The organism is Allorhizobium pseudoryzae (assembly GCF_011046245.1).
GTDB lineage: Bacteria > Pseudomonadota > Alphaproteobacteria > Rhizobiales > Rhizobiaceae > Neorhizobium > Neorhizobium pseudoryzae.
In genome coordinates, this window is sequence record NZ_CP049241.1 from 1476731 (window position 1) to 1503019 (window position 26289).

Consider the following 26289-nt stretch of genomic DNA (forward strand, 5'->3'; position numbering starts at 1 on the left):
GAGTGACCCGATGAAAACCCTGACAAAAACCAGCTTGGCTTCTGGCGCAACCGGTGCGGCGCTTTTTGCCCTTATGCTGGCCAACCCGGCTCTATCGCAGACCGCAAGCCAGGTCACGCAGCCAAGTTATGCGCCACCGGTCATCCATTCCGTTGCCGGCGGATTATCCGTTCCCGCGGTCAACGGCCTCGACATCCCGGTTGGTGCAGAAAAACTGAAGGTCACGCTCTCGGGGCTTGTCGTGCAGAACGGACTGCCTGAATTGGCAGCGACGACAGCCCGCATCGAGCACACTCTGAAGGGTAAGGCGGTGACCGGCGCAGAGCTGTTCAAGGCTGCCCGCGCCCTGGAGGAGGCTTATGCGCGGGAAGGCTTTATCCTCGTGCGCATAAGCCTGCCACCGCAGACCATCAAGAACGGCAACCCCCTGAAGCTGGTGGTGACCAGCGGCTACGTGGAGGCCATCGACACATCCGCCCTGCCCGATGAGGTCAGGCACCATATCGACGCGATCCTCGCCCCTCTCGTCGGCCAACATAACCTCACCAAGGCAGATCTTGAGCGGCGCCTGCTTCTCGCCGGCGACACGCCCGGCGTCATGCTGCGTTCAACACTCAAGCCGGGCGCCAAACCCGGTGCGACGGTGGTTGTCGTAGAGGGGCGCTACGACGCCGTCACCACCACGCTCACCGCCGACAACAGCCTGGCCGAAGACCTCGGCCGTTACACGCTGGGGCTCGGCGCAGACTTCAACAGCGTCTTCGGGTTGGGAGATGTCGTCTACCTGCGCCTCAATGGATATCCAGGGTCAAACGATAACCTCTTCGACGCAGCGCCGCGCAACCGGCAGATCAGTGCAGGGATCACCCTTCCGCTAGGGACCGATGGCGCCTGGATGAACCTCGAGGGCGTCGATAGCCGCACGCACCCGACATCGGACGCCGCCTACCGCACACAGGATCATTACCAGCGCCTCTCCGCCAAACTGGGTTACAGTCTGATCCGTGGCCGGGACCGCAACAGTAGCTCCATCCTCGGTCTCGACCTATCGGACGAAAAGCAGTCGCTGACGATGACCGGCGCCACGTCCCCCTTCACCGAGGACCGGCTACGAGTCATCCGTTGGACTCAGACCGGCGACATCATGCTGCAATCGGGCGCCCAGTTGAGTGGCAGTGTGACGGCCTCCTTCGGCCTCGACGCGCTCGGTGCTCGCACCGCCACCGCCAATCTGCCGCTGTCGCGCAGCGGTGCCGAACCGGACTTCCGCAAGCTGGACATTCAGGCGCGATACAGCCAATCGTTCTTCCAACAGAGCGTCCACATCTCGTTGGCTGGTAAGGCGCAGACCTCCTTCGGCGATGCTCTGACCTCGTCGGAACAGATGGGGTTTGGCGGTTTCGATTGGGTTTCAGCCTACGAGAGTGGCCAGATTCAGGGCGATGCGGGCGCCGCCCTTCGCACCGAAATCGCATTTCCGATCACGCTTCCGTTTGCCTCGGCGCTCGGCGGAGCGGTTGCACCTTACCTCTTCGGTGCGGCAGGACTTGCAAAGCTTGAGACGCCCACAGCTGTCGAAGACGGCGTGACCCGCGCCGGCGCCTTCGGTGCGGGACTGCGGTTTGCTCTGTCGCAGAAGGCCAGTCCCGCGGCCACCACCGTCACCCTTGAATATGCCCATGGCGCTTCATCCGATAGCGGCGCCACGGACCGCTTCAACTTCCGCCTCATCGCGCGGTTCTGACGAACACACGCATCCCTGACGATCGAGATCCAATGCAGCCCCTCAGACACCTGTTATTGTCCACCGCCCTCCTGCTGAGCACGGGCCTCCTGTCCGCATCCGCCTGGGCACAGACCGCCACTGCGAAGCCGGAACCGCAGAAGCCTGCCATTCCGGCCGCACCGAGCAGCACGACCGCCACCTATGGCAGTTGGGTGCTGCGCTGCGCACAGCTTCCCGTACCGCTAGCGGCAACCGACGCCACAAAGGCCAATCCGCCGTCCTCCCATGCCTGCGAAGTGGTGCAGACGGTGGCGCTTCAGGACCAGCAGCAACCGATCGCTCAACTCGCGATCGGACGCCTGCCGAGCCAGAAGGATTTGATCGTGACCGCACTGCTGCCGGTCAATATCCTGATTCCAGGCCAGGTCCAGATAATCGCGGACAGCAAGCAGGACAAAGACCTGAAGGGAGTATTTGCCCTGACATGGCAGAAATGCATGGCCGGCAGCTGTGTCGCGACGGCCAAGCCCGACGCGGCCACACTCGCGCTGCTGCGCAAGGAAGGCCAGGGTCAACTCCGCTTCGCTGACGCCAACGGCAATCTTCTGGCCGTACCACTCTCCTGGCTGGGTCTCGATCGGGCCCTCGACGCCCTCGACAAGGCCGAGTGAAAGCGGACTTGCCGGCAAACGCGGAAAGGAGAGCTGCGAGCATCGGGCGACGTTCATGACTTGGGCGTTTCCGCTCGAAAAGCGTTATGACGTGAAATCCGATCTCGCAATCCTCTTGAGCTGCTGGACCGTCCTGGCTTCAGTGATAGAAAGAGCGATGGCATTGGATCGGCAACGTCATCGACGTGCGCAACCTCGGCCTTGTCGGCGCGATCGAACTCAGACCCCGCGACGGCTTGCCCGGCACGCGCGCCTACGACGTCTTCGTCGATTGCTTCAAGAGTAACCGTTTCGAACGCCCCACGGCCAATCTGTGTTGACGTTGTCGGATTGATGCTGCCGGTGGCGTTATTGCGAGGCTGACGCCTTTTTGTTGCCTATGGATCGTTTGCCGGTGCTGCGGGATTGTAGCGCATCGGCTTGCAATGAGCATAAATCTGCTCGACCGCAAACGGGATTGCGCGCCATGCATCCTTGAGCAGGTCCGGCGAAGGCTTTGGGAATGCCATCGAGATCATTTCGGCCAATTCGGGTCTCGTGGACTGAATGAGAAGGCTCATGAGGGGCTCGCCGGTCTGCTTCTCAGCAAACAGAGGTTCCCATTCCTGCGGGTTCAGGGTGATGGCGCCAAGGAAGCCATCTGCCCAATGGCCGGCAAGCACGTCGTCTTCGTCGGTGCGCATCAGGACCGGCGCATAGCGACCCGGTGTCGTCAGTTGATGGGCGACCAGATTGTAATGATCGACGATCGTATCGATCACCGCCTGGGTCCTGGTTCCGATGAAGGCTCTTTTCTCGTGCTCGCCGATGACGTGGAACATCCAGTCGTTCGGCAACAGGAAGACGGGGCCGGCAGCCAGGCCGGTCAGGAAACCGTTCAGCATGGACACGCCGTTGCAAGGTGGTTCTGGTTCAGCCTTGTCGAACCAGACTTCCAACTGCTCAAGCGACAGGGGTTTTGCACGCTTAGGCCGCTTCACGCTGCGATCGCCCTGTTCATATCGGCATGTTCCCGTTTCCAATTCCAAGGTAGGCAGCGCTCAAGGGACGTCGACTTTATCTCCCCGGACACCAGGCGCTCAAGCACGTCATTGAGCCACGTGTAGGGATCGACATCATTCAATTTGGCTGTGGTCAGCAAGGATCCAAGAATGGACCAGGTCTCAGCGCCGCCCTCACTGCCGGCAAATAAACTGTTGACGCGCCCAAGGGCAATCCCGCGCATGGTGCGCTCGACGGTATTGGAATCCACCTCCAGCCGACCATCGTCGAGAAAGAGTGTCAGCCCGGACCAGAGCCCAAGCGTGTACTTGATGGCAGATGCCACAGGATCCTTGGCGGATATGTCGTTCAGCGTATCCATCAGCAGCGTCTTGAGACCGGCCATCAGGCTTTTGGTGGTCGCTTGGCGAACAGCTTGCCGATGCTCGGCGCTCGTGCCGCGGATCCTAGCCTCGATCGCATAGATCTCCGCAAGCCGCTCGATCACCGTCCTGGCCACATCCGACTTGTACTTCTTGTAGACATCGACAAACTTGCGACGCGCATGGGCCAGGCAATAGGCAAGCGTAATCGAACCCGCCTTGCGACCAGGTCGGGTCAGGCTCTTGTAAGCCTTGTAGGCATCGACCTGCAAAAGCCCATGGTAGTTCGCCAGTTGCGACTGGATCTCGCCCTTTCCGCGACCCTGCGCAAAGACATAGGCAACCGCCGGATATGCCGGCCCGTTCCATGGGCGATCATCCACCGCATGGGCCCAGAACTGACAAACCTTGGTGCGCTTTCTGTCCCGCCTGAGAACAGGCATTCGGGTTTCGTCCACAAACACCCGGCAATGGCTATGAATATAGGACAGCAATTTGTCATAGAGCGATTTTAGCCACCAGGCCGAGCGCTTCACCCACCCGCAAAGGGTCGATGTGTCCAAACGGACACCCTGTCCTTTGAGCATCTGGACCTGGCGGTGAAGCGGCAGATACCAGGCATAGCGCCAAACCACGACATTGCTGATCATGGCGGTCGTTGCCAGTCCGCCGTCAAACAGACGCGGCCTGGCTTTGGCCTGAACGATCCCGGCTTCACAGGCCCGGCAAGCATATTTTGGCCGCACCGTGCGCAGGACATAAAGCGTGGCCGGGCGAGACGCGAGCGCCTCGCTCTCGTCTTCTCCAATCCGATGCAGCCGCCCATGGCAGCAGGCGCAGTCCAGGGATGGAGGCTCGATGACCTCAACGACACGCTCGAGATGATCAGGCAGAGCGCCGATGTTGCGGCGCGGCTTTGACGAGGCGCTAGCCTTGCGTTGGGACCTGACAGGCTCCGGGTCCCCGTCGCATAAGCTGGCCTCGGCTATCAGCTCTTCGTCTCCAAGATCAAGACGGGCCTGGCCGTCGAGAACAGCCAATGACGTCTCGGATTTCTGCCTGTACGGCTGGGCGTTGGCGGCCTTCAACAGCGCTTGCAGACGCTCGATTTCAGCGTCTCTTTCCAGGATCATGCCGACCAGAATGTCAGGATCCCGAGGCAGGTGTTGGCCACGGTTGAGCATGACGAACACTAGCCGAGAAGGCCGCATTTGTCCATGAATTACAACAGGATCAGGCTATCTTTGTCGGGCGTTTGACCGGTTTCTGATCCACCTTTGTCCAGTCGAGACCATCCAACAGAAGCGCCGTTTCGCTCGTACTGAGATGAACGGCACCATCTCGAACAGGAGGCCATGTGAAGTGGCGATCTTCCAAGATCTTCGTCAGCAGGACCATGCCACTGCCGTCCCATACCACGATCTTCAATCGGTCGCTGCGCTTGCTGCGGAAGATGTAGATGTCACCCGAATACGGATTTGCTCCCAGCGTCGTCGATACCAATGCCGCAAGGGAGTTGATGCCCTTCCTAAAATCAACCGGTCTGGACGCGATCAAAATCCGCAACCCCGATCGCAACGAGATCAAGCCGAGCCCCGCAACGCGCTGAACACCGTTCGCAGCGCTCGCTCGTCAACGCTGCATTCGATGAGAACACTGGCGCCACCGACGTCAACGCGCATCGTCAACCGCTCGTCTGTACGAGCCGCCGGCTGCTGCTCGTCATCACGTGTCACAACCGGCACAAATCGCATCTCCTGCTCGTCCGAGACCCGATCGCGGGCGCAGCGACGCCAGTAATGGAGCAAGCCCTGGCTGACACCATGTTCGCGCGCCACCGCGGCAATATTGGCGCCAGGCATAAAACTCGCCGCCGTGATCCTGGCCTTGTCTTCCCCAGTCCATCGGCGCCGTTGGTTGCCGCCAATGATCACCTCGACACGACGGGCTGACCTTCCCGATCTGTCCGAACGGTCTTTCGCATCATGCTGATGACCATCATCAGCATGATGCGCAATCAACCTCTCATCGTCCGACACCCGCACAACCTCAACATTGCAATCTTCAACAGACGGCAATTATGCGCGATCCGAAATCCGTGGTGAATGTGGGGCGCTCGCAACGGTTACCTTCAAGAAGGGCCTGCTCATCCGGGTGACCGGCGACGTGATCGCCCTCTCCCCGCCTCTGATCATCGAGCAGCCTCAGATCGAAACCATCGTCACGATGATCGGGAATGCATTGAAGCTTGCGGCGTGATGAAGCGGGCCGGGGCGGGCATGGTCTCCCCGGCTCTGATCATCGACGGCGGACTGGTTTGCGGTGTTCGGGCAACGCAAAAAGCCCCGCGATTTTTGGATCGCGGGGCTTTATTGGATGTTTGGTTGCGGGGGCAGGATTTGAACCTGCGGCCTTCAGGTTATGAGCCTGACGAGCTACCGGGCTGCTCCACCCCGCGTTATGTATGAGCTTGCCTTGGCGTTTTGCCTGGCGTAGCGGGCTGGGCTGCCCGGCATTTTTTTGTTTGTTCTTCCTCGCGCATTTTGGTGCGCTGCGGGAGAACGGGTCTGCTCCACCCCGCGTTAATTTTGGGTGTCGTTTTGTGCGGCGCGTTGCGACCCATTGTGATGTTGTGTTGGGTCGGTTTGATTGTTTGTGAGAAGATTTTGTATTGCCTTTAGCAGACCTGGCAGCGACCTACTCTCCCGCGTCTTGAGACGAAGTACCATTGGCGCAGGGGCGTTTCACGGCCGTGTTCGGAATGGGAACGGGTGCAGCCGCCCCGCCATGACCACCAGGTCAGCTAAGGGCAATGTATCCGGCGCGGTTTGGCGCCGGATTGTTTGAGAAGCTGGATTTTGAGCGAATAGGGATTAGCGAATAGCGAATAGTTTTTCGCGTTTGCTTTTCTTTTATCGCTGGATTTGAACACGTCTTTGGCTTGAAGAGCGTCAGGATGTTGCGATGTCTATTCGCCACATCCTATTCGCTATTCGCTCATTTTGTGATGAGCATTGTCAATGGGAACGATGAAGTCGATCGGGCTATTAGTAAGGCTAAGCTTCATGCATTGCTGCACGTCCACACGCCTCCTATCAACGTGGTCGTCTTCCACGGCCCTGATAGGGAATACTCGTTTTCAGGTGGGTTTCCCGCTTAGATGCCTTCAGCGGTTATCCCTTCCATATATAGCTACCCTGCTATGCCGTTGGCACGACAACAGGTCCACCAGAGATATGTCCATCCCGGTCCTCTCGTACTAGGGACAGATCCTGTCAATATTCCTACACCCACGGCAGATAGGGACCGAACTGTCTCACGACGTTCTGAACCCAGCTCACGTACCGCTTTAATTGGCGAACAGCCAAACCCTTGGGACCTGCTCCAGCCCCAGGATGCGATGAGCCGACATCGAGGTGCCAAACAACCCCGTCGATATGGACTCTTGGGGGTCATCAGCCTGTTATCCCCGGCGTACCTTTTATCCGTTGAGCGATGGCCCTTCCACGCGGGACCACCGGATCACTATGACCGACTTTCGTCTCTGCTCGACTTGTCAGTCTCGCAGTCAGGCGGGCTTATGCCATTGCACTCGACGAGCGATTTCCGACCGCTCTGAGCCCACCATCGCGCGCCTCCGTTACTCTTTCGGAGGCGACCGCCCCAGTCAAACTACCCACCATACACTGTCCCGGGCCCGGATAACGGGTCGCGGTTAGACATCCATGACGATAAGGGTGGTATTTCAAGGATGGCTCCACAGAGACTGGCGTCCCTGCTTCAAAGCCTACCACCTATCCTACACATGCCGACACGAATGCCAGTGTAAAGCTATAGTAAAGGTGCACGGGGTCTTTCCGTCTGACCGCAGGAACCCCGCATCTTCACGGGGAATTCAATTTCACTGAGTCTCTGCTGGAGACAGCGGGGAAGTCGTTACGCCATTCGTGCAGGTCGGAACTTACCCGACAAGGAATTTCGCTACCTTAGGACCGTTATAGTTACGGCCGCCGTTTACTGGGGCTTCGATTCAAAGCTTGCACCTCTCCTCTTAACCTTCCAGCACCGGGCAGGCGTCAGACCCTATACGTCGTCTTACAGACTTCGCAGAGCCCTGTGTTTTTGATAAACAGTCGCTACCCCCTGGTCTGTGCCACCCCACAAAAGTTGCCTCAAGTGGGGTCACGCTTCTTCCGAAGTTACGCGTGCAATTTGCCGAGTTCCTTCAGCAGAGTTCTCTCAAGCGCCTTGGTATACTCTACCTGACCACCTGTGTCGGTTTCGGGTACGGTCTATAATGGTGGTGCTATTTCCTGGAACCATTTCCTCGCCCGTTCAATCCAATAAGAACGAACAAGTTACATGATCCGTCACATCCACCAGGCCCACGAATATTAACGTGGTTCCCATCGACTACGCGTGTCCGCCTCGTCTTAGGGGCCGGCTAACCCTGCTCAGATTAACTTTAAGCAGGAACCCTTGGTCTTTCGGCGAGGGGGTCTCTCACCCCCTTTATCGTTACTCATGTCAACATTCGCACTTCCGATACCTCCAGAGGCCCTCACGGGTCCTCCTTCACAGGCTTACGGAACGCTCCGCTACCACATGCCTTGCGGCATATCCTCAGCTTCGGTGCATGGCTTTAGCCCCGTTACATTTTCGGCGCAAAGACCCTTATTTAGACCAGTGAGCTGTTACGCTTTCTTTAAATGATGGCTGCTTCTAAGCCAACATCCTGGTTGTTTTGGGATCCTCACATCCTTTCCCACTTAGCCATGACTTGGGGACCTTAGCTGGAGGTCAGGGTTGTTGCCCTCTTCACGACGGACGTTAGCACCCGCCGTGTGTCTGCCGAGTAGTACTCCCAGGTATTCGGAGTTTGGTTAGGATCAGTAAGACGGTGAGTCCCCATAGCCCATCCAGTGCTCTACCCCCTGGGGTATTCGCTCGACGCTCTACCTAAATAGATTTCGCGGAGAACCAGCTATCTCCGAGTTTGATTGGCCTTTCACCCCTAGCCACAAGTCATCCCAATCTATTGCAACAGATGCGGGTTCGGTCCTCCAGTTGGTGTTACCCAACCTTCAACCTGCTCATGGCTAGATCACTCGGTTTCGGGTCTAATGCGTCGAACTGAACGCCCTGTTCAGACTCGCTTTCGCTGCGCCTACACCTACCGGCTTAAGCTTGCTCGACACACTAAGTCGTTGACCCATTATACAAAAGGTACGCCGTCAGGCTCACGCCCTCCGACTGCTTGTAGGCATCCGGTTTCAGGTTCTATTTCACTCCCCTCGTCGGGGTGCTTTTCACCTTTCCCTCACGGTACTTGTTCGCTATCGGTCATGCACGAGTACTTAGGCTTGGAGAGTGGTCTCCCCATGTTCAGACAGGATTTCACGTGTCCCGCCCTACTCAAGGACATTCAAGACATCTACGTCTACGGGGCTGTCACCCACTGCGGCCGACTTTTCCAAATCGTTCGACTTCTATCTTGAATGCCACTGGCCTGGTCCGCGTTCGCTCGCCACTACTTACGGAGTCTCGGTTGATGTCCTTTCCTGCAGGTACTTAGATGTTTCAGTTCCCTGCGTTCGCTTCTAACCCCTATGTATTCAAGGTTAGATACCTTATTTGCGATACTTGGAACCTCATGCGTCTTCGACGCGGCGAATAGCGAGTAGCGAGTAGCGAATAGTTGGTCAAAAACCCTATTCGCTATTCGCTAAGAACTATTCGCTCATGCGCCAACGGCGCATCAGATTCCCAAGTATCTTAAGGTGGGTTGCCCCATTCGGAGATCCATGGATCAAAGCTCATTCGCAGCTCCCCACGGCTTATCGCAGCGTATCACGTCCTTCTTCGCCTGTGCATGCCAAGGCATCCACCAAATGCCCTTACGACACTTCATCGTTCTCATTGCCAATGCTCATCCGTATTGGGAGCGAATAGGTCCTAGCGAGTAGCGAATAGAATTTTCAAAACTATTCGCTATTCGCTATTCGCTCATAACTCCCAAAACCTGGCTACCTTTTACAACCAGGCCTCTCAGATGCCATCGACGTGTTCGATCAGATCGCTTTATCTGAGGTCACGCCGAGCGACCCACTTCGCGTCTGATCATAAGACCAGCTTCTCGAGATCAAATCCGAGGACGCGCGGTCAGGCAACATCCACCAGATCATCCGTCAGACAAAGGCCAAAGCCTTCGAACAACAGACGATCCTTGACTGGCATCGAGGTCGCCCTCGATCCGGATCAATCTTCTCTTCACAATACGGACAAAACAGGCACAAACGCGAACCGCGTCGTGCAAAACACTGACTTTCTAGGAAGACAACATCACGCTAGCTGTATCACACCCATACAGGGCGATAGCCCGCCGCCGATCGTTCGGCGCACATCCATGCCAATATGGCTGGAGCGCAGCAAACGACGTTTGCGACAGCGTGAGGACAAAATCATGGTGGAGCTGAGCGGGATCGAACCGCTGACCCCCTGCTTGCAAAGCAGGTGCTCTCCCAGCTGAGCTACAGCCCCATCCAGCGCTTCAACCGAACAGGACTACCCCAACCGGCTCCAGCAACATTCAATCCCAAAACAACCAACCGGAACACGTCGCCCCAAACCCAACCAGCAAACAAGCAATGGTGGGCCCGGGAAGACTTGAACTTCCGACCCCACGCTTATCAAGCGTGTGCTCTAACCAACTGAGCTACGGGCCCATTCCGGAGGGCCATCAAGGCCTATCCTGTCAAATTGTCTTCCAAAGAAAGAGAAACGTGGTCGGCGGATTTCGCCATACCGTGAACCTGCAAGCAGTGTTCCGGCGTATTTCATTTCGATCGTGACCTGACTGGTCCGATCTATGTTCTAAAAAGCACGGGAAGGTTCATCCTAATCAAGTTAGGCGTCTTACCAATTCCACAGCTTCCTTAGAAAGGAGGTGATCCAGCCGCAGGTTCCCCTACGGCTACCTTGTTACGACTTCACCCCAGTCGCTGACCCTACCGTGGTTAGCTGCCTCCTTGCGGTTAGCGCACTACCTTCGGGTAAAACCAACTCCCATGGTGTGACGGGCGGTGTGTACAAGGCCCGGGAACGTATTCACCGCGGCGTGCTGATCCGCGATTACTAGCGATTCCAACTTCATGCACTCGAGTTGCAGAGTGCAATCCGAACTGAGATGGCTTTTGGAGATTAGCTCACACTCGCGTGCTCGCTGCCCACTGTCACCACCATTGTAGCACGTGTGTAGCCCAGCCCGTAAGGGCCATGAGGACTTGACGTCATCCCCACCTTCCTCTCGGCTTATCACCGGCAGTCCCCTTAGAGTGCCCAACCTAATGCTGGCAACTAAGGGCGAGGGTTGCGCTCGTTGCGGGACTTAACCCAACATCTCACGACACGAGCTGACGACAGCCATGCAGCACCTGTGTCCAGGCCACCGAAGTGGAAACCACATCTCTGTGGCGGTCCTGGCATGTCAAGGGCTGGTAAGGTTCTGCGCGTTGCTTCGAATTAAACCACATGCTCCACCGCTTGTGCGGGCCCCCGTCAATTCCTTTGAGTTTTAATCTTGCGACCGTACTCCCCAGGCGGAATGTTTAATGCGTTAGCGGCGCCACCGAACAGTAAACTGCCCGACGGCTAACATTCATCGTTTACGGCGTGGACTACCAGGGTATCTAATCCTGTTTGCTCCCCACGCTTTCGCACCTCAGCGTCAGTTGTGGACCAGTCAGCCGCCTTCGCCACTGGTGTTCCTGCGAATATCTACGAATTTCACCTCTACACTCGCAATTCCACTGACCTCTTCCACACTCAAGACACCCAGTATCAAAGGCAGTTCCGAGGTTGAGCCCCGGGATTTCACCCCTGACTTAAATGTCCGCCTACGTGCGCTTTACGCCCAGTAATTCCGAACAACGCTAGCCCCCTTCGTATTACCGCGGCTGCTGGCACGAAGTTAGCCGGGGCTTCTTCTGTAGGTACCGTCATTATCTTCCCTACTGAAAGAGCTTTACAACCCTAAGGCCTTCATCACTCACGCGGCATGGCTGGATCAGGCTTGCGCCCATTGTCCAATATTCCCCACTGCTGCCTCCCGTAGGAGTTTGGGCCGTGTCTCAGTCCCAATGTGGCTGATCATCCTCTCAGACCAGCTATGGATCGTCGCCTTGGTAGGCCTTTACCCCACCAACTAGCTAATCCAACGCGGGCCGATCCTTTGCCGATAAATCTTTCCCCCGAAGGGCTCATACGGTATTAATTCCAGTTTCCCGGAGCTATTCCGTAGCAAAGGGTACGTTCCCACGCGTTACTCACCCGTCTGCCGCTCACCCCGAAGGATGCGCTCGACTTGCATGTGTTAAGCCTGCCGCCAGCGTTCGTTCTGAGCCAGGATCAAACTCTCAAGTTGAGAATTCAATCTAGACTAATCACTTGTTCTGAATCGACGAGAACTCACTTGGTCCTTTACATCAAAACCATCCACGCTTCACAGCGCCGTATGGCCCGGTTCGGGTCCCGTCATCGCAAAGCAATGGCGAAAGGCATCCGAACCCAGCAAAGAACCGGTGTTCTCATATCAAAACGTGACCGTCTCTAATCGTTTTCAATAGAGAGCTAAAAGCTCTCCGCGAAACCGCGCCGACCACGTTTCTCTTTCTTATCCATATTCAATTGTCAAAAAACAGACCACACAAAGCAGTCAAATCCAAAGTCAATCAACCACCCGAGCCAAAACCGAAATCTCGGCTCACATTCGCCATTCGCCAATGTCGTGATCAAAAACCCAGCAAAATCAACAAACCAACCAACCCGAAAGCCAACCAATCCATCAATTTCACCAGAACGAGAACCGCCGTCGCCAGCAGCGCCGCCGCCCTCGTTGGTGAAGCGGGTTATACGGATCACACCACAAACCGTCAACATGCCTTTTTCAGATTCTTTCATTTTTCTGATAAGACTCTGAAATTGAATGACTATTTCGATGGAAGGTCGATTTTTGGGCAGCCGTGGCTATAAAATGATGCAGATAATCCGGCGGAATGCGGCGTTCTGCGCTGATATTCGTCCTTGTGTCGCCTGCATGCCAAAGGCGCACGAGCAAATGTCCTTGCGGCTTGTCGCGTCGCGAGCCTGCATGCAATAGAATAGCGGCGCTAGAATAGCCTTGTCAGTCGATCCGGAGCGCTCAGCGTCCGGCCCATTGGAAAGTGAAAACACCGTGCATCTGCTTGCCGCCGCCTACATCCCGGAACTTCCGCACTATTATAGAGGCAAGGTTCGCGACAATTACGACTTGCCGGACGGGCGCCGCATCATCATTGCCAGCGATCGCTTAAGTGCCTTCGATCGGGCGCTGGCCGTCATCCCGGACAAGGGCCGCGTGCTGACCCAGACCGCCCGCTACTGGTTCGAACGGACGAAGGACATTTGCCCCAACCATGTTCTGGCCTATCCCGATCCGAATGTGGTGATCGGCAAGCGGCTCGACATTCTGCCGGTCGAGATCGTCGTGCGCGGGTATCTCGCCGGGACGACCGGCACCTCGCTGCTGACGCTCTATAAGAAGGGCGTGCGCCAGGTCTATGGCCTGTCGCTTCCCGAGGGGCTTCGCGACAACCAGGCCCTGCCGGAACCGGTCATCACCCCGACCAGTAAGGCCTTCGATGGCGGCCATGACGAACCGCTCTCGCCGGACGAGATCGTGTCGAACGGCCTTCTGACCCAAGACCAGTGGCAGACGGTGAGCCGTTACGCACTGGCCCTGTTTGCCCGCGGTCAGGCGCTCGCCGCCGAGCGCGGACTGATTCTCGTCGATACCAAATATGAATTCGGCACCGACGAGGACGGCCGGATCATTCTGGCCGACGAGATCCACACGCCCGATTCCAGCCGCTACTGGATGGCCGACAGCTATGCCGACCGCCTGGAAGCCGGAGAACGGCCGGAGAGTTTCGACAAGGATTTTGTCCGTGCCTGGGTGACGGAACGCTGCGACCCCTACACGGATGAGATCCCCGTCATTCCGGCAGACCTCATCGAACGGACGGCTGCCGTCTATCGCGATGCTTATCACCGGATCACCGGCGAGACAATCGAACCGATTGCGCCGGACCAGGATATTCTCTCGCGCATCCGGGCCAATCTGGCGCCCTATTTTTCCTGAGCCGCAGAGGAGGCGAGATGCCGCGCAGGCCAAGACGCAAGGCGGAAGACACGCGGGAGGAGATCCTCTCAACCGCCGAACACCTGTTCGGCGAGCGCGGCATCGGCCATTGTTCCATCGCGCATGTGGCGCAGGCGCTGTCCATGTCGCCGGCCAATGTGTTCAAGCATTTCCATTCGAAGATTGCCCTGGTGGACGCGATCTGCCAGCGCAAGCTCGATGCGATGATCCGCCAGATCCAGACGCTCGACATGAATGCGCCAGCCCCGCACCGGCTGGAGATTGCGGCACGACGCCTGATGATGGCGCATATCGCTTCGCTGCAGGACAGCCCCTATATGCTGGAAATGGTGTTCCTGCTGTCGGGAGAGGATCTGGCAAGTGGGGAACGCTATAAGACGATGATCGAGGAGCTTTTCCTGGCGGTCATCCGCGACGGCCTGGAGGCCGGCATCTACCACTGCGACAATCCGGTCGAGATGAGCCAAACGGTCGCCGCAGCCTTCGCGGCGGTTCTTCACCCGGTGTTTCTCGCCAAGCAACCCCTGGCAGATCTCGACCGCCAATGCGGTAACATTGTTAATCTTGTGAATACCGCACTGCAAAATCCCCTTGTGAAGTGACGTTTTCTCGACTACGTCACTAATTCGATCTGTCACGCTCGTGCCGCAGGCGCTTTCCGGCTTGCTCCCACGACGGGATGACTGCAGACTTGATTGACGCCCCGATGCCCCCATTAGACGGAACTTTTCCCATGCTCATGCGCCGACTTGCCGTTCCCCTTCTGCTTTCGCTTGCACTGGCAGCCTGCAGCGAACAGGGCAGTTCCGGGGCAGGTGCTGGACCGGGCGCAGGCGCCCAGGCCGGGGCGCGACCGCCGGCCAAGGTCAGCGTGGTGTCGCTGGAAGCCAAGGAGCAACCGCTGACACGGGTTCTGCCCGGCCGCGCGGTCGCTTTCCGCGAAGCCGATGTCCGCCCGCGGGTCAACGGCATGATCGAGGAAATCGCCTTCAAGGAAGGCAGCGAGGTGAAAGCCGGCGATCTGCTTTATCGGATCGACGACGACACCTATCGTGCCGCGCTCGAAGAGGCGAAAGCGACGCTGGCCAAGGCGGAGGCGAGCGTTCCGAGCGCCCAGGCGAATTTCAATCGCTACGAGCGGCTGGTCAACAGCGGCGCCACCCAGATCGAATACGAGAATGCGCGTGTGTCGCTGCTGCAGGCGCAGGCCGATGTGGCGCAGGCGAAGGCCGCCTTGCAGACCTCGGAAATCAATCTCGGCTACACCGAAATCCACGCCCCCTTCGATGGCGTCACGACGATCTCGACGGTGAGCATCGGCAATATCGTCACCGCCAATCAGACCACGGCGCTGACGACGCTTCGCCAGCTGGATCCGATCTATGTCGATCTCAACGATTCGAGCGCCAATCTTCTGGAACTGCGCTCGGCCATTGCCGCCGGTCGCCTGAAGGGCAATACGACGGAGGCCGATATCCGCCTGACGCTGGAGGATGGAACGCAGTATCCGATCACCGGCAAGGTGGACATGTCGGAGCTCGCCGTCAGCCAGACGACCGGGACCTATCAGATCCGCGCCGTCTTCGACAATCCGGACAATCTGATCCTGCCCGGCATGTATGTCCGCGCCACGGTGATCGTCGGTTACGAGAAGGGTTTCCTGATCCCGCAACGCGCCGCGACCCGCAACGCGACCGGAGCGCTCACCGCGATGTTCGCGACCGCCGACAACAAGGTCGAAGCCCGGGTGTTCGACAACAGCCAGCTCTCCGGCAACAACTGGCTCGTGACCTCCGGCGTCCAGGATGGCGACAGGCTGATCGTGGACGGCCTGCAGAAGATCGCACCCGGCGCGGCCATCGAGCCGGTCGCGGCCACCATCAATGAACAAGGTCTGGTGACGCAAACAGCCACGTCACCTGCAGCGCCTGCGGCAAAGCCGTGATGGCCAAGGCTTTGACAGGAACAGGCGTAAAGGGCTGACCCCATGGCAGGATTTTTCATTCATCGTCCGATTTTCGCATGGGTGATCGCGATCATCATCATGCTGGGTGGCGCGCTTGCCATCACCACGCTGTCGATTGCCCAATATCCGGAGATCGCGCCGACGACGGTCCGCATCTCGGCCACCTATACCGGCGCCAGCGCCGAGACGGTGGAAAAATCGGTCACCACGATCATCGAGGACGGCATGACGGGTCTGGACGACCTGACCTACATGACCTCGTCCTCCAGCACGGGCTCCTCCACCGTCACCCTCACCTTCGGCAATTCGATCGACCCGGACATTGCCCAGGTCCAGGTGCAGAACAAGCTGCAACTGGTGCAGTCACAGCTTCCGGACGTGGTTCAGACAGCGGGGATCACCGTCACCCGTTCGACCTCCAGCATCCTGCTCGTCGGCGCGCTCGTCTCCACCGATGCCAAGCGCGCGCCGGTGGAACTGGGCGACATCTTTTCCACGCAGATCGAAGACCAGATCAAGCGCCTCGAAGGCGTCGGCAGTATCCAGGTCTTCGGCACCGGGTATGCCATGCGGGTTTGGCTGGACCCTTATCAGCTGAACAAGTTCCAGCTGACACCGACCGACGTCACCTCCGCCATCCAGGCGCAGAACACACAGGTCTCCGTTGGTGCACTGGGCTCGCTTCCCGCCGTGGACGGCCAGCAGATCAACGTGACGGTGACCGCGCAGAGCCAGCTTCAGACGGTCGCCGACTTCAAGTCGATCATCCTGAAGACGGAAACCGGCGGCGCGACCGTGCGCCTGAGCGACGTGGCGCGCATCGAAATCGGCCAGGAAAGCTATTCGACGAACACCCGCTCGAACCGCAATCCGGCCACCGGCTTTGCGGTCAACCTCGCAACGGGTGCGAACGCGCTCGATACGGCGGCCCGCGTCAAGACGGCGCTGAACTCGATTGCCCCGTCATTGCCGGAAAACGTCGTCATCACCTATCCGTATGACACGACGCCTTTCGTGCAGCTGTCGATCGAGAAGGTCGTGCACACGCTGCTCGAAGCGATCGTGCTCGTCTTTGTGGTTCTGCTCGTCTTCCTGCAGAACCTCAGAGCCACCTTCATTCCGATGATTGCCGTCCCGGTGGTGCTGCTTGGCACCTTCGGCATCCTGGCGCTCACCGGATATTCGATCAATACTCTGACCATGTTCGCCATGGTGCTGGCGATCGGCCTTCTCGTCGATGATGCGATCGTTGTCGTCGAAAACGTCGAGCGAATCATGAGCGAGGAAGGCCTGTCGCCGAAGGAGGCGACGGTAAAATCCATGGGCGAAATTACCGGCGCCATTGTCGGTATCGCGCTGGTGCTGACGGCGGTCTTTATTCCGATGGCCTTCTTCGGCGGGTCTACCGGCATCATCTACCGGCAGTTCTCGGTCACCATCGTCTCGGCCATGCTCCTGTCGGCGCTCGTCGCCATCGTTCTGACGCCGGCGCTGTGCGCCACGATGCTGAAGCCGATCAAACACCACGGTGAAAAGCGCGGCAGCGCCGGCTGGTTCAACCGCGGCTTTGACCGCACGACGAATGGTTACGTGTCGAGCATCGGTTATCTCCTGAAGCGGCCGCTGCGCGTGATGCTGATGTTTGCGATCATCATCGGCGGCTGTGGCTGGATGTTCCTGCGCCTGCCGAGCGCCTTCCTGCCCCAGGAAGACCAGGGCGTTCTGTTGACGATCGTGCAACTGCCGAACGGTGCAACACAGGCCCGGACGCAGGAAGTGATCAAGAACATCGAGAATTATTATCTGGAGAAGGAAAAGGATGCGATCCAGGACGTCTTTGCCGTCTCCGGTTTCTCCTTCACCGGCTCGGGCCAGAATTACGGCCTCGTTTTTGCCAAGCTGAAGGACTTCGACCTGCGTCACGACCCGAAGCTTGCGGCCTCGGCCGTGGTTGGTCGCGCCATGGGCTACTTCTTCACGATTCGTGATGCGATGGTGTTCCCGCTGCAGCCGCCTGCCATTCCGGGCCTTGGCACATCGAGCGGTTTTTCGATGTACCTGGTGGACAGCGGAAAGAACGGCACCGACGCTCTGACGCAGGCCTCCCAGCAACTGATCCAGGCCGGCAATTCCAATCCGAATGTCAGTGCCTTGCGTTCCAACAGCCCGCCGGCGGAAACGCAGCTGAAGTTCCTGCTGGACCAGGAGAAGATGGGCGCAATGGGGCTTGATATCGCAACGGTCAATTCGATGTTGTCGATCATCTTTGCCGGACGCGACGTCAACGACTTCACCCTCAACAACGAACTGAAGCCGGTCTATGTGCAGGGCGACGCGCCCTACCGCATGCAGGCCGATGCGATCAACTCCTGGTACGCCCGCAACAGCCAGGGCGAAATGGTGCCCTTCTCGGCCTTCCTGAAGAGCCAGTGGGTGAGCGGCGCGCCGACCTTGAGCCGCTTCAACGGTGTGAGCGCAATTTCCATGGAAGGTGCGGCCGGCACTGGCGTCAGCTCGGGCACGGCCATGGACACCATGGAACAGCTGACGGCGCAGATGCCGGGCGGTTATTCCGTGGCATGGCAGGGCATTTCCTATCAGGAACGGCTCTCCGGTTCGCAGGCACCCCTGCTCTATGCGCTTTCGGTTCTCGTGGTGTTCCTCTGCCTTGCGGCACTCTATGAAAGCTGGTCGATCCCCTTCTCGGTCATCATGGCCGTGCCGATCGGCGTGCTCGGGGCGCTGACTGCCGCTCTGTTGCTCGGGCAGACGAATGACGTCTACTTCAAGGTCGGCCTGCTCACGACCATCGGGCTTGCCGCAAAGAACGCCATCCTGATCGTGGAATTCGCCAAGGACCGACAGGCGGCGGGAGCAAGCTTGATGGATGCGACGCTGGAGGCGGCGAAACTGCGCCTGCGCCCAATCATCATGACGTCTCTCGCCTTCATCCTGGGCGTCGTACCGCTGGCCATCGCGACCGGTGCGGGCTCCGCCGCGCAGAACTCGATCGGCATCGGCGTACTGGGGGGTATGCTTTCTGCAACAGTGCTGGGAATTTTCTTCGTACCATCGTTTTTTGTGGTGGTGCGAAAACTGACACGCGGTAAAAAACCTGCGAATTAACCATTGAACCGCATGACGTTAACCTATCGGATCGCGCGACCTCTCTCTAGACTGACCCGCACGGGCGGTCGCGCCTCATGTTCGATGAATGACTCATCGCAAAACCGGGATGAACCAATGACTTCCATTCGTGCAGCGGCCCCCCTTGTCATGCTTCTGCTGTCGGGCTGCGTCCTCGGCCCCGACCACAAGGCCCCGGAGATCGCTCTGCCGCTGAAATATGCGGAAGGCAGCGTCAAGAGCAATGGCGACATTTCCGAGACGGCCTGGTGGCAGTCGTTCAACGATCGACGCCTGAACGCGCTGATGAAGCAGGGTCTCGATCAGAACCTGAGCATTCTGGAAGCGCTTGAGCGAATCAACCAGGCGGAAGCGAATGTCGTCGTGGCCGGTGCCAACGCATTGCCGAGCCTGACGCTCTCCTCGCAGGTCGAGCGCAGCGGCGCCCGCGGCTTCCGTGGAACGAACGATACGACCCCGCGCACGCAGGCAACCGGCAATCTCGATGTGTCCTGGCTGCTCGACCTGTTCGGCCGCTACAAGCGTAACAAGGAAAGCGCGCTGGCGACCCTCGACCAGGCCTATGCCAATGTCGATGCCGCACGCCTGTCGCTGCTCTCGTCTGTGGCTGCGGCCTATATCGACGTGCGCTATTATCAGGAGCGCATCGCGATTGCCCGGTCGAACCTGAAGTCTCGCCGCGAGACCCTGGAACTGACCCGCCTGCAGCTGGAAGCCGGGGCTGCCTCCCGCCTCGACGTCGTGCAGGCCGAAGGTCTGGTGAACTCGACGGTTGCCGATATTCCGGGGCTTGAAACAAGCTTCCGTCGTGCCGCTCACCGTGTCGCGACGCTGCTGGGTCAGCCTGCATCCTCAATGTTGTCCGACCTGCAGCGCGGCGCGGGCCAGCCCGTCGCCCGGATCAACACCAAGACCGGCATTCCCGCCGATCTGATCCGTAACCGTCCGGACATTCGTGCCGCCGAACGCGCGCTCGCTGCAGCCGTCGCCGACATCGGCGTTGCCGAAGCGCAGCTTTATCCGTCGATCAGCCTCGGAGGCTCGATCACGCCGTCCTACACGCGGCTTGCCGGCGGCTCTGATTCGCACCTCCTGTCCTGGTCCTTCGGCCCGGCGCTCAATCTGCCGATCTTTGATGGCGGCCAGTTGCGCGCCAACCTCAGCAGCGCGGAATCCAAGGCACGCGAGGCCTACCTGACCTGGAAGGACACGGTTCTCGGCGCGGTGGAGGAAGTGGAAAATGCCTTGGCTGCCGTCACGCGTGACGGTCGCACCGTGGCAGCCCTTCGCGATACGGTTCGCTCTTATGACGAAGCGCTGAACCTTTCGACGGCAAGCTACCGCGACGGTGCATCCTCGCTGCTCGACGTTCTCGATGCGCAGCGCTCCGTCTCAAGCGCCCAGGCAAACCTGGCACAGGCCATCCAGCAGCAGGCGCAGGATTATGTCTCGCTCAACGTTGCCATTGGTGGCGGTTATGCCTGGGGCAAGGGCCCGACGCGGGTTGCGGCCGCCGCCCGTACAGCTGCCGCCCAGTAAGCGTCATTCTGGAATGCACAAAACCCCGGAGCGTCCAAACGCTCCGGGGTTTTTTCATGTCCGGCAGCAGAAAACGAAAAAGGCGGAGCCGAAGCCCCGCCTGAATTGTCTTGCCGATCGGGACCGGGCTGATCAGTCCTTCGCACGCTCGACGTAGGAATTGTCTTCCGTGGCGATCACGACGCGGGTGCCGGCATCGATATGAGGCGGCACCATGGTGCGCAGGCCGTTGGAGAGCATGGCCGGCTTGTAGGAGGACGATGCCGTCTGGCCCTTCACGACCGGTTCGGTTTCGACGATTTCCAGCGTCACATGGCGCGGCAGCTGCAGAGCGAGCGCTACACCCTCGTGCATCGACAGGATGCAGGTCATGCCTTCCTGGAGGTAGGCCTTCTGATCGCCCATCGTCTCTTCCGTCACGACGACCTGATCGTAGGATTCCGGGTTCATGAAGTGGAAACCTTCGCCATCCTCGTAGAGGTACTGGAAGTTCACGTCCTCGACGAAAGCGCGCTCGACCTGCTCGGTCGTGCGCCAGCGTTCCGACACCTTCACGCCATCGACGATGCGGCGCATGTCGACCTGGGTGACGGGCGTGCCCTTGCCCGGATGGAAGTTCTGGGCCGTCAGCACGACATAGAGCTTGCCATCGACGTCGAGGACATTGCCCTTGCGGACGGAGGAGGCGATAATCTTGACCATAGGATTTCCTTGTGACTGCCTTGGCTTGTCAGTTCTCAGAATGCGTCGTAGAGGACCAGCCGACCGCCAGCCTGAGGGACGCCTTATTTGTTGTCTTGCGCGCACCTACCTTAAATTGGGGGAAAGTGGAAGCCTCCGCTGGCGACCGACCGAAGAAAGCCCCGCAACACCTGGAAGAAATGGAGCTCCTGTTGCAGCGCATGCCCTCGCTTTTGCCCTCCGCCTGGTGGCGCCCGGACGTGCATGCGGATCGCCGCCCCTTCCTGATCGGCCGCAACCGCATTCAGGCTGCCTTCCGCACCTTCTTTGCGGAGCGTGATTTTATGGAGGTCGATACGGCTACGCTGCAGGTCTCTCCGGGCAACGAGGCACATCTGCACGCCTTCTCCACCACCGCGCTGACGACCGATGGCCAGCCGTTCCCGCTGCATCTGCACACCTCGCCGGAATTTGCCTGTAAGAAGCTGCTCGCCGCCGGCGAAAGCCGCATCGCCTGTTTCGCGCATGTCTATCGCAACCGGGAGCGCGGGCCGCTGCACCACCCGGAATTCACCATGCTGGAATGGTACCGGGCGGGTGAAAGCTACACTGCGCTGATGGCCGACTGCGCCGATCTACTGGCGCTCGCAGCAGAAACGGCAGGGACCCGGCAGTTTTCCTACCGCGGCATGAGTTGCGATCCCTTCGCGCCCTTCGAGCGGCTGTCGGTGGCGGACGCTTTTGAGCGTTACGCCGGCATCGACCTTCTTTCCTCGGTGGAACCGGACGGCAAGACCGACCGTGACCGGCTGGCACGTCAGCTGACGCAGGCCGGTATTCGCCATGCGCCGGACGACACCTGGACCGATCTCTATTCCCGTGTGCTGGTGGAGAGGATCGAACCGCATCTGGGGGAGGGCCGTCCGACGGTGCTCGACCGCTACCCGATCTGCGAGGCCGCCCTGGCACGCCCGGCGGACGACGATCCGCGCGTGGCCGAACGGTTCGAGCTCTATGCCTGCGGCGTCGAGCTCGCCAATGCTTTCGGCGAGTTGACCGATGCCGCCGAACAGCGGACGCGTTTCGAGGCCGAGATGGTGGAAAAGCAGCGGGTCTATGGCGAGACCTATCCGCTCGACGAGGATTTCCTCGCCGCCCTGTCCGTGATGCCGGAGGCATCGGGCATCGCCCTCGGTTTCGACCGGCTGGTGATGCTGGCGACGGGAGCGACCCGCATCGACCAGGTGATGTGGGCGCCAGTGGCGGAATGGTCATGACGACGGCAAGCAAGACGGTGGTCGGCGGTAAGGCTGCACCACGCACGCTGAAGACCCCGCAGGATCTCGGCGCCGCCGGCCTTCTGCCGCCGGAGCGGCTCAGCGAGGCTGAAGCGGTGGCGCGCCGCTATGCGATCGCCGTGACACCGGCGATCGCCGCGCTGATCGATCCGGACGACCCGGACGATCCGATTGCCCGGCAATTTGTGCCCGATGGCCGGGAGCTTCTGGTGACGCAGCAGGAGCGGACGGATCCGATCGGGGATGCAGCCCATTCGCCGGTCAAGGGGATCGTGCATCGGTATCCCGACCGCGTGCTTTTGAAGGCCGTGCATGTCTGCCCTGTCTATTGCCGCTTCTGTTTTCGCCGCGAAATGGTCGGGCCCACCGGCGACGGCACGCTGTCGGCGGCCGAGCTGGAGGCGGCGTTTTCTTATATCCGCTCCCGACCGGACATCTGGGAGGTGATCCTCACCGGCGGCGATCCGCTGGTGCTTTCGCCGCGCCGCCTTGCGGAGATTCTCCAGGGGCTGAAGGCGATCGAGCACGTGAAGATCGTCCGCTTTCACAGCCGCGTGCCGGTCGTCGATCCGCAGGCGATCAACGCGGCGCTGATTGCAGCGCTCAAGGAGAGCGGCAAGGTCACCTATGTGGCACTGCACGCCAACCATCCCCGCGAGATGACGGACGAAGCGCGGGCCGCCTGCGCCCGGCTGGCCGATGCGGGCATCACGCTTGTCAGCCAGACCGTGCTGCTGAAGGGCGTCAACGACGACCCCACCATTCTGGCGGACCTGATGCGTGCCTTCGTCGAAAGCCGGGTCAAACCCTATTATCTGCACCACCCGGATCTCGCGCCCGGCACCAGCCATTTCCGCTTAGAGATTGCCGAAGGTCAGGCGATCGTTGCCGCTCTGCGCGGCCGCATTTCCGGTCTCTGCCAGCCGACCTATGTGCTGGATATTCCGGGCGGTTATGGCAAGGCAGCAATCGGAGCAAGCGCCGTTCGCCAGGCGGATGACGGCTGTTATGCGGTGAGCGACTACCGCGGCGAGGAGCATGTCTATCCGCCAAAATCCTCCGCCTGACGCGGGATACGGTTCTGCCATCACGCGGCCGGTTCGCCCCGTGCTGTGATCCTCGATTGTCTCTTCATCTTCCCTCGGAGATGCCATTCGGCCGGGACGCTGACGACTGCCTCGGCGGCGACGACGTGCCGGTGACGCCCTCAGTACAACCCCACCGCCCCGCCGATTGTCGTGCCGGTCTGAGGGCTGGTCGCCGATCCGCCATCCAGATACTGCCGGAACAGCGCCGTCATGCGCTGGTCACGGGCCTTGTCGGTCGGGTAGCCCATGACCACGCCGACATAACGGCGGCCGCCCTTCTGGACCGAAGTGACGACATTATAACCGGATGCGCTGGTATAACCGGTCTTGATGCCATCGACGCCGGGATAAAGATCCAGCATGTAGTTGTGCCCTTTGAGCGGCTTGCCGCGGAAGGTCGTCGTCTTCATCGCAAACATCGGAAACTGGCGGGGAAAATGCTGCTGCAGCGCCAGTCCCAGCACTGCCATGTCGCGCGCGGTGGTCAGTTGTCCGTCGGCTGTCAGACCCGTGGCATTGCGGAACAGGGTGTTTGTCATGCCGAGCCGCCGGGCCTTCACCGTCATCATCGCGGCGAACTTGTCTTCCGTGCCACCAAGACGTTCGGCCAGCGCAATTGCTGCGTCATTGGCGGAAATGACAATGATGCCGTTCACCGCCTCGCGCACGCTGATCGAACCGCCGGCCGGCGGACCGAGCTTGTAAGGCACCGTTCCCGCCGCACGGGCCGAAACCGGAATCTGCTCGTCCCAGGACAGCGTGCCGCGACCCAGCGCCTCGAAGGTGAGATAGAGCGTCATCATCTTCGTGAGGGAGGCCGGGCGGATGCGCGCCCCTTCGTTGCGTGCCGCCACGACCACACCCGTGGAAGCGTTGACAAGGAGCTCCGCCTGCTGCGCAAGCGCACTGGATGCGATTGCCAGAAAAAAGAGTAAGCCGATCCCTAACCGTTTCGGCACATGTCGCCTGGAAGCCATGTCTGCCCTCTCGTGACTCGTCCTAATAACAGATTGAAGAATAGGGCATTTTAGCGCCGAGGACAGGATTGGCACAGGGTGATGGAGACAATTTGATCGAGTCTCCCTAAGGCTTCTTCACCAGCTTTTTTAGACGTTCTTTATGCTTTCGGACTTAAGGATCAGCTTATTCAAGACTAAGACGAGGAGACGTCGAGATGAACGAGACAATCCGGGACATTCTGACCAAAGTTGGGGGCCTGCCGGTTCCGGTTACCGATCTGGCAGACGACAGCGATCTCTATACCAGCGGCCTTTCGTCCTTCGCATCTGTGCAGGTGATGCTGGCGATCGAGGAAAAGTTCGATGTGGAGTTTCCCGATAATCTGCTGAACCGCAAGTCCTTCGCCAGCATCGCGGCGATCGAGGGCACGATCCGCCAGATTCTCAAGGCACAAGAGGCAGCCTGATGAGCGTCGTCGCCTTTGCACCCCAGGCCGAGAGCCTCTGCGACCGGGCGCAGCGCGTGGCAGGAATTGCCGCGCGCCACGCCGATGACGTGGACCATGCGGGACGCTTCCCGCGGGAGGCGGTGGAGGCGATGAAGGCCGAGCGCCTGCTCGGCATCCAGGTGCCTGCCGCCCATGGCGGCGAAGGCGCCACGCTGACGGAAATTGCCGAGATCTGCGTGATCCTCGGCCAGGCCTGTGCCGCGTCGGCCATGGTTTTTGCCATGCACCAGATCAAGGCCTCAAGCCTGGTGGAGCACGGCGAAGAGAGCACCTGGCACACCGGTTTCATGCGCGATCTCGCCAAGCATCAGTATCTGCTGGCCTCGGCCACCACGGAAGGCGGGATTGGCGGCAACCTGCGCAACTCGATCTGCGCGATCGCGATCGACGGCGAGACCTGCCGCCTGACGAAGGATGCGACGGTCATTTCCTACGCACTCGAAGCCGATGCCATTCTGATCACGTCGCGAGCCCATGATGGTGCCGCACCGAGCGACCAGGCGATGACGGTGTTCCTGAAGGACCAGTACACGCTCGACAAGACCAACGACTGGGACACGCTCGGCATGCGGGGCACCTGTTCGGAAGGTTTTGTTTTCAAGGGCGAGGCCCCGGCCTGCCAAGTCTTCCCGAAACCCTTTGCCGAGATCGCAGCGCAGAGCATGCTCGCCACCTCGCATCTCCTCTGGAGCGGCGTCTGGTACGGCATCGCCGCCGATGCGGTGGCCCGTTCCCAAAGTTTCGTGCGCGCCGCCGCCCGCAAGGCGCAAGGCCAGGTTCCGCCCGGAGCCGCGCATCTGGCCGAAGCGGTCAACCTGCTGCAGTTGGTCAAGTCCAACCTGTTGACGGGTCTGAAGACCTATCAGGATGCGCGCGCCAATCCGGACAAGCTCTCCTCCATGAGTTTTGCGATTGCCATGAACAATGTGAAGATCGCCTCGTCCGAGACGATCCTCGACATCATTCACAAGGCGCTCCTGATCTGCGGCATCATGGGCTACAAGAACGGCACGCCCTTCAGCCTCGGCCGCCACCTGCGCGACGCCCATTCGGCCCGCCTGATGATTTCCAACGATCGTATTCTCGGCAATACCGCCACCATGCTTCTGGTGCAGAAACCAGATGTCAGCCTTCTGGGGTGAA

Annotated in this window: 19 protein-coding genes, 3 tRNA genes and 3 rRNA genes; 12 read left to right on the forward strand and 13 right to left on the reverse strand. The window is 59.6% G+C overall.

Annotated features, from left to right (window positions below; translation table 11 throughout):
- Positions 1-10 precede the first annotated feature (10 nt).
- The gene (locus G6N78_RS07225; protein WP_206531615.1) at positions 11-1744 is read left to right on the forward strand and encodes a ShlB/FhaC/HecB family hemolysin secretion/activation protein; all 1734 of its coding nucleotides are present in this window, start codon (positions 11-13) and stop codon (positions 1742-1744) included.
- Positions 1745-1800: 56 nt separating this feature from the next.
- Positions 1801-2397, forward strand: a complete 597-nt coding sequence (locus G6N78_RS07230) for an invasion associated locus B family protein (protein WP_165217004.1) — start codon at positions 1801-1803, stop codon at positions 2395-2397.
- 377 nt (positions 2398-2774) lie between these two features.
- Here G6N78_RS07230 and G6N78_RS07240 read toward each other — a convergent pair whose 3' ends face one another.
- From G6N78_RS07240 to tnpA, 4 genes are read right to left on the reverse strand one after another with little or no spacing between them, the layout of a single operon-like run.
- Positions 2775-3377, reverse strand: a complete 603-nt coding sequence (locus G6N78_RS07240; RefSeq protein WP_165217006.1) for a UPF0149 family protein — start codon at positions 3375-3377, stop codon at positions 2775-2777.
- On the reverse strand, positions 3374-4945 hold the full coding sequence (gene tnpC / locus G6N78_RS07245; protein ID WP_165217008.1) for an IS66 family transposase: 1572 nt from the start codon (positions 4943-4945) through the stop codon (positions 3374-3376). The genes G6N78_RS07240 and tnpC overlap by 4 nt, the downstream gene beginning before the upstream one ends.
- 49 nt (positions 4946-4994) lie before the next feature.
- Entirely contained in the window at positions 4995-5348 is a 354-nt protein-coding gene (tnpB, locus tag G6N78_RS07250) for an IS66 family insertion sequence element accessory protein TnpB (RefSeq protein ID WP_165217010.1), read from the reverse strand.
- Entirely contained in the window at positions 5345-5800 is a 456-nt protein-coding gene (gene tnpA, locus G6N78_RS07255; protein WP_234905901.1) for an IS66-like element accessory protein TnpA, read from the reverse strand. Before tnpA ends, tnpB begins: the two co-directional genes overlap by 4 nt.
- A gap of 16 nt (positions 5801-5816) precedes the next feature.
- Here tnpA and G6N78_RS26105 point away from each other — a divergent pair, with 16 nt between their 5' ends.
- Positions 5817-6020, forward strand: a complete 204-nt coding sequence (locus G6N78_RS26105) for a hypothetical protein (protein ID WP_441397902.1) — start codon at positions 5817-5819, stop codon at positions 6018-6020.
- Positions 6021-6142: 122 nt separating this feature from the next.
- On the opposite strand, the gene G6N78_RS07265 is transcribed toward G6N78_RS26105, so the two are convergent.
- The 7 genes from G6N78_RS07265 to G6N78_RS07295 all read right to left on the reverse strand — a co-directional run bounded on the left by G6N78_RS07265 (position 6143) and on the right by G6N78_RS07295 (position 12719).
- A tRNA-Met gene (locus G6N78_RS07265) sits at positions 6143-6219 on the reverse strand.
- A gap of 226 nt (positions 6220-6445) precedes the next feature.
- Positions 6446-6560, reverse strand: a 5S ribosomal RNA gene (gene rrf / locus G6N78_RS07270).
- Positions 6561-6787: 227 nt separating this feature from the next.
- A 23S ribosomal RNA gene (locus tag G6N78_RS07275) occupies positions 6788-9673 on the reverse strand.
- 552 nt (positions 9674-10225) lie between these two features.
- A tRNA-Ala gene (locus tag G6N78_RS07280) sits at positions 10226-10301 on the reverse strand.
- 108 nt (positions 10302-10409) lie between these two features.
- Positions 10410-10486 (reverse strand) — tRNA-Ile (locus G6N78_RS07285).
- A gap of 214 nt (positions 10487-10700) precedes the next feature.
- A 16S ribosomal RNA gene (locus tag G6N78_RS07290) occupies positions 10701-12183 on the reverse strand.
- The 16S, 23S and 5S rRNA genes sit together here with 3 tRNA genes alongside, the layout of an rRNA operon.
- A gap of 266 nt (positions 12184-12449) precedes the next feature.
- Entirely contained in the window at positions 12450-12719 is a 270-nt protein-coding gene (locus G6N78_RS07295; protein WP_165217012.1) for a hypothetical protein, read from the reverse strand.
- 274 nt (positions 12720-12993) lie between these two features.
- Between G6N78_RS07295 and G6N78_RS07300 the strand changes: the two genes are divergently transcribed.
- The 5 genes from G6N78_RS07300 (at position 12994) to G6N78_RS07320 (ending at position 20611) form a co-directional block, all read left to right on the forward strand.
- Complete coding sequence (locus G6N78_RS07300) at positions 12994-13938, forward strand: phosphoribosylaminoimidazolesuccinocarboxamide synthase (protein WP_165217014.1); 945 nt, start codon at positions 12994-12996, stop codon at positions 13936-13938.
- Positions 13939-13955: 17 nt separating this feature from the next.
- Positions 13956-14561 carry a TetR family transcriptional regulator gene (locus tag G6N78_RS07305; RefSeq protein WP_165217016.1) on the forward strand — a complete coding sequence of 202 codons (606 nt, stop codon included), beginning with the start codon at positions 13956-13958 and terminating at the stop codon, positions 14559-14561.
- A 131-nt stretch (positions 14562-14692) separates the two neighbouring features.
- The gene (locus tag G6N78_RS07310) at positions 14693-15904 is read left to right on the forward strand and encodes an efflux RND transporter periplasmic adaptor subunit (protein ID WP_502710548.1); all 1212 of its coding nucleotides are present in this window, start codon (positions 14693-14695) and stop codon (positions 15902-15904) included.
- Positions 15905-15946: 42 nt separating this feature from the next.
- Entirely contained in the window at positions 15947-19051 is a 3105-nt protein-coding gene (locus tag G6N78_RS07315) for an efflux RND transporter permease subunit (RefSeq protein WP_165217018.1), read from the forward strand.
- 117 nt (positions 19052-19168) lie between these two features.
- Entirely contained in the window at positions 19169-20611 is a 1443-nt protein-coding gene (locus G6N78_RS07320) for an efflux transporter outer membrane subunit (RefSeq protein ID WP_165217020.1), read from the forward strand.
- A gap of 132 nt (positions 20612-20743) precedes the next feature.
- On the opposite strand, the gene efp is transcribed toward G6N78_RS07320, so the two are convergent.
- Complete coding sequence (efp, locus tag G6N78_RS07325; protein WP_165217021.1) at positions 20744-21313, reverse strand: elongation factor P; 570 nt, start codon at positions 21311-21313, stop codon at positions 20744-20746.
- A gap of 200 nt (positions 21314-21513) precedes the next feature.
- Here efp and epmA point away from each other — a divergent pair, with 200 nt between their 5' ends.
- Positions 21514-22569 (forward strand): EF-P lysine aminoacylase EpmA, encoded by a 1056-nt coding sequence (epmA, locus tag G6N78_RS07330; RefSeq protein ID WP_234905939.1) that lies wholly within the window; start codon positions 21514-21516, stop codon positions 22567-22569.
- On the forward strand, positions 22566-23657 hold the full coding sequence (locus tag G6N78_RS07335; protein WP_165217023.1) for a lysine-2,3-aminomutase-like protein: 1092 nt from the start codon (positions 22566-22568) through the stop codon (positions 23655-23657). The genes epmA and G6N78_RS07335 overlap by 4 nt, the downstream gene beginning before the upstream one ends.
- 140 nt (positions 23658-23797) lie before the next feature.
- Here G6N78_RS07335 and G6N78_RS07340 read toward each other — a convergent pair whose 3' ends face one another.
- The gene (locus tag G6N78_RS07340; protein WP_165217025.1) at positions 23798-24655 is read right to left on the reverse strand and encodes a D-alanyl-D-alanine carboxypeptidase family protein; all 858 of its coding nucleotides are present in this window, start codon (positions 24653-24655) and stop codon (positions 23798-23800) included.
- 197 nt (positions 24656-24852) lie between these two features.
- Between G6N78_RS07340 and G6N78_RS07345 the strand changes: the two genes are divergently transcribed.
- Positions 24853-25104, forward strand: coding sequence for an acyl carrier protein (locus G6N78_RS07345; RefSeq protein WP_165217027.1), 252 nt, complete (start codon positions 24853-24855; stop codon positions 25102-25104).
- On the forward strand, positions 25104-26288 hold the full coding sequence (locus tag G6N78_RS07350) for an acyl-CoA dehydrogenase family protein (protein WP_165217029.1): 1185 nt from the start codon (positions 25104-25106) through the stop codon (positions 26286-26288). The genes G6N78_RS07345 and G6N78_RS07350 overlap by 1 nt, the downstream gene beginning before the upstream one ends.
- Position 26289: the final 1 nt, after the last annotated feature.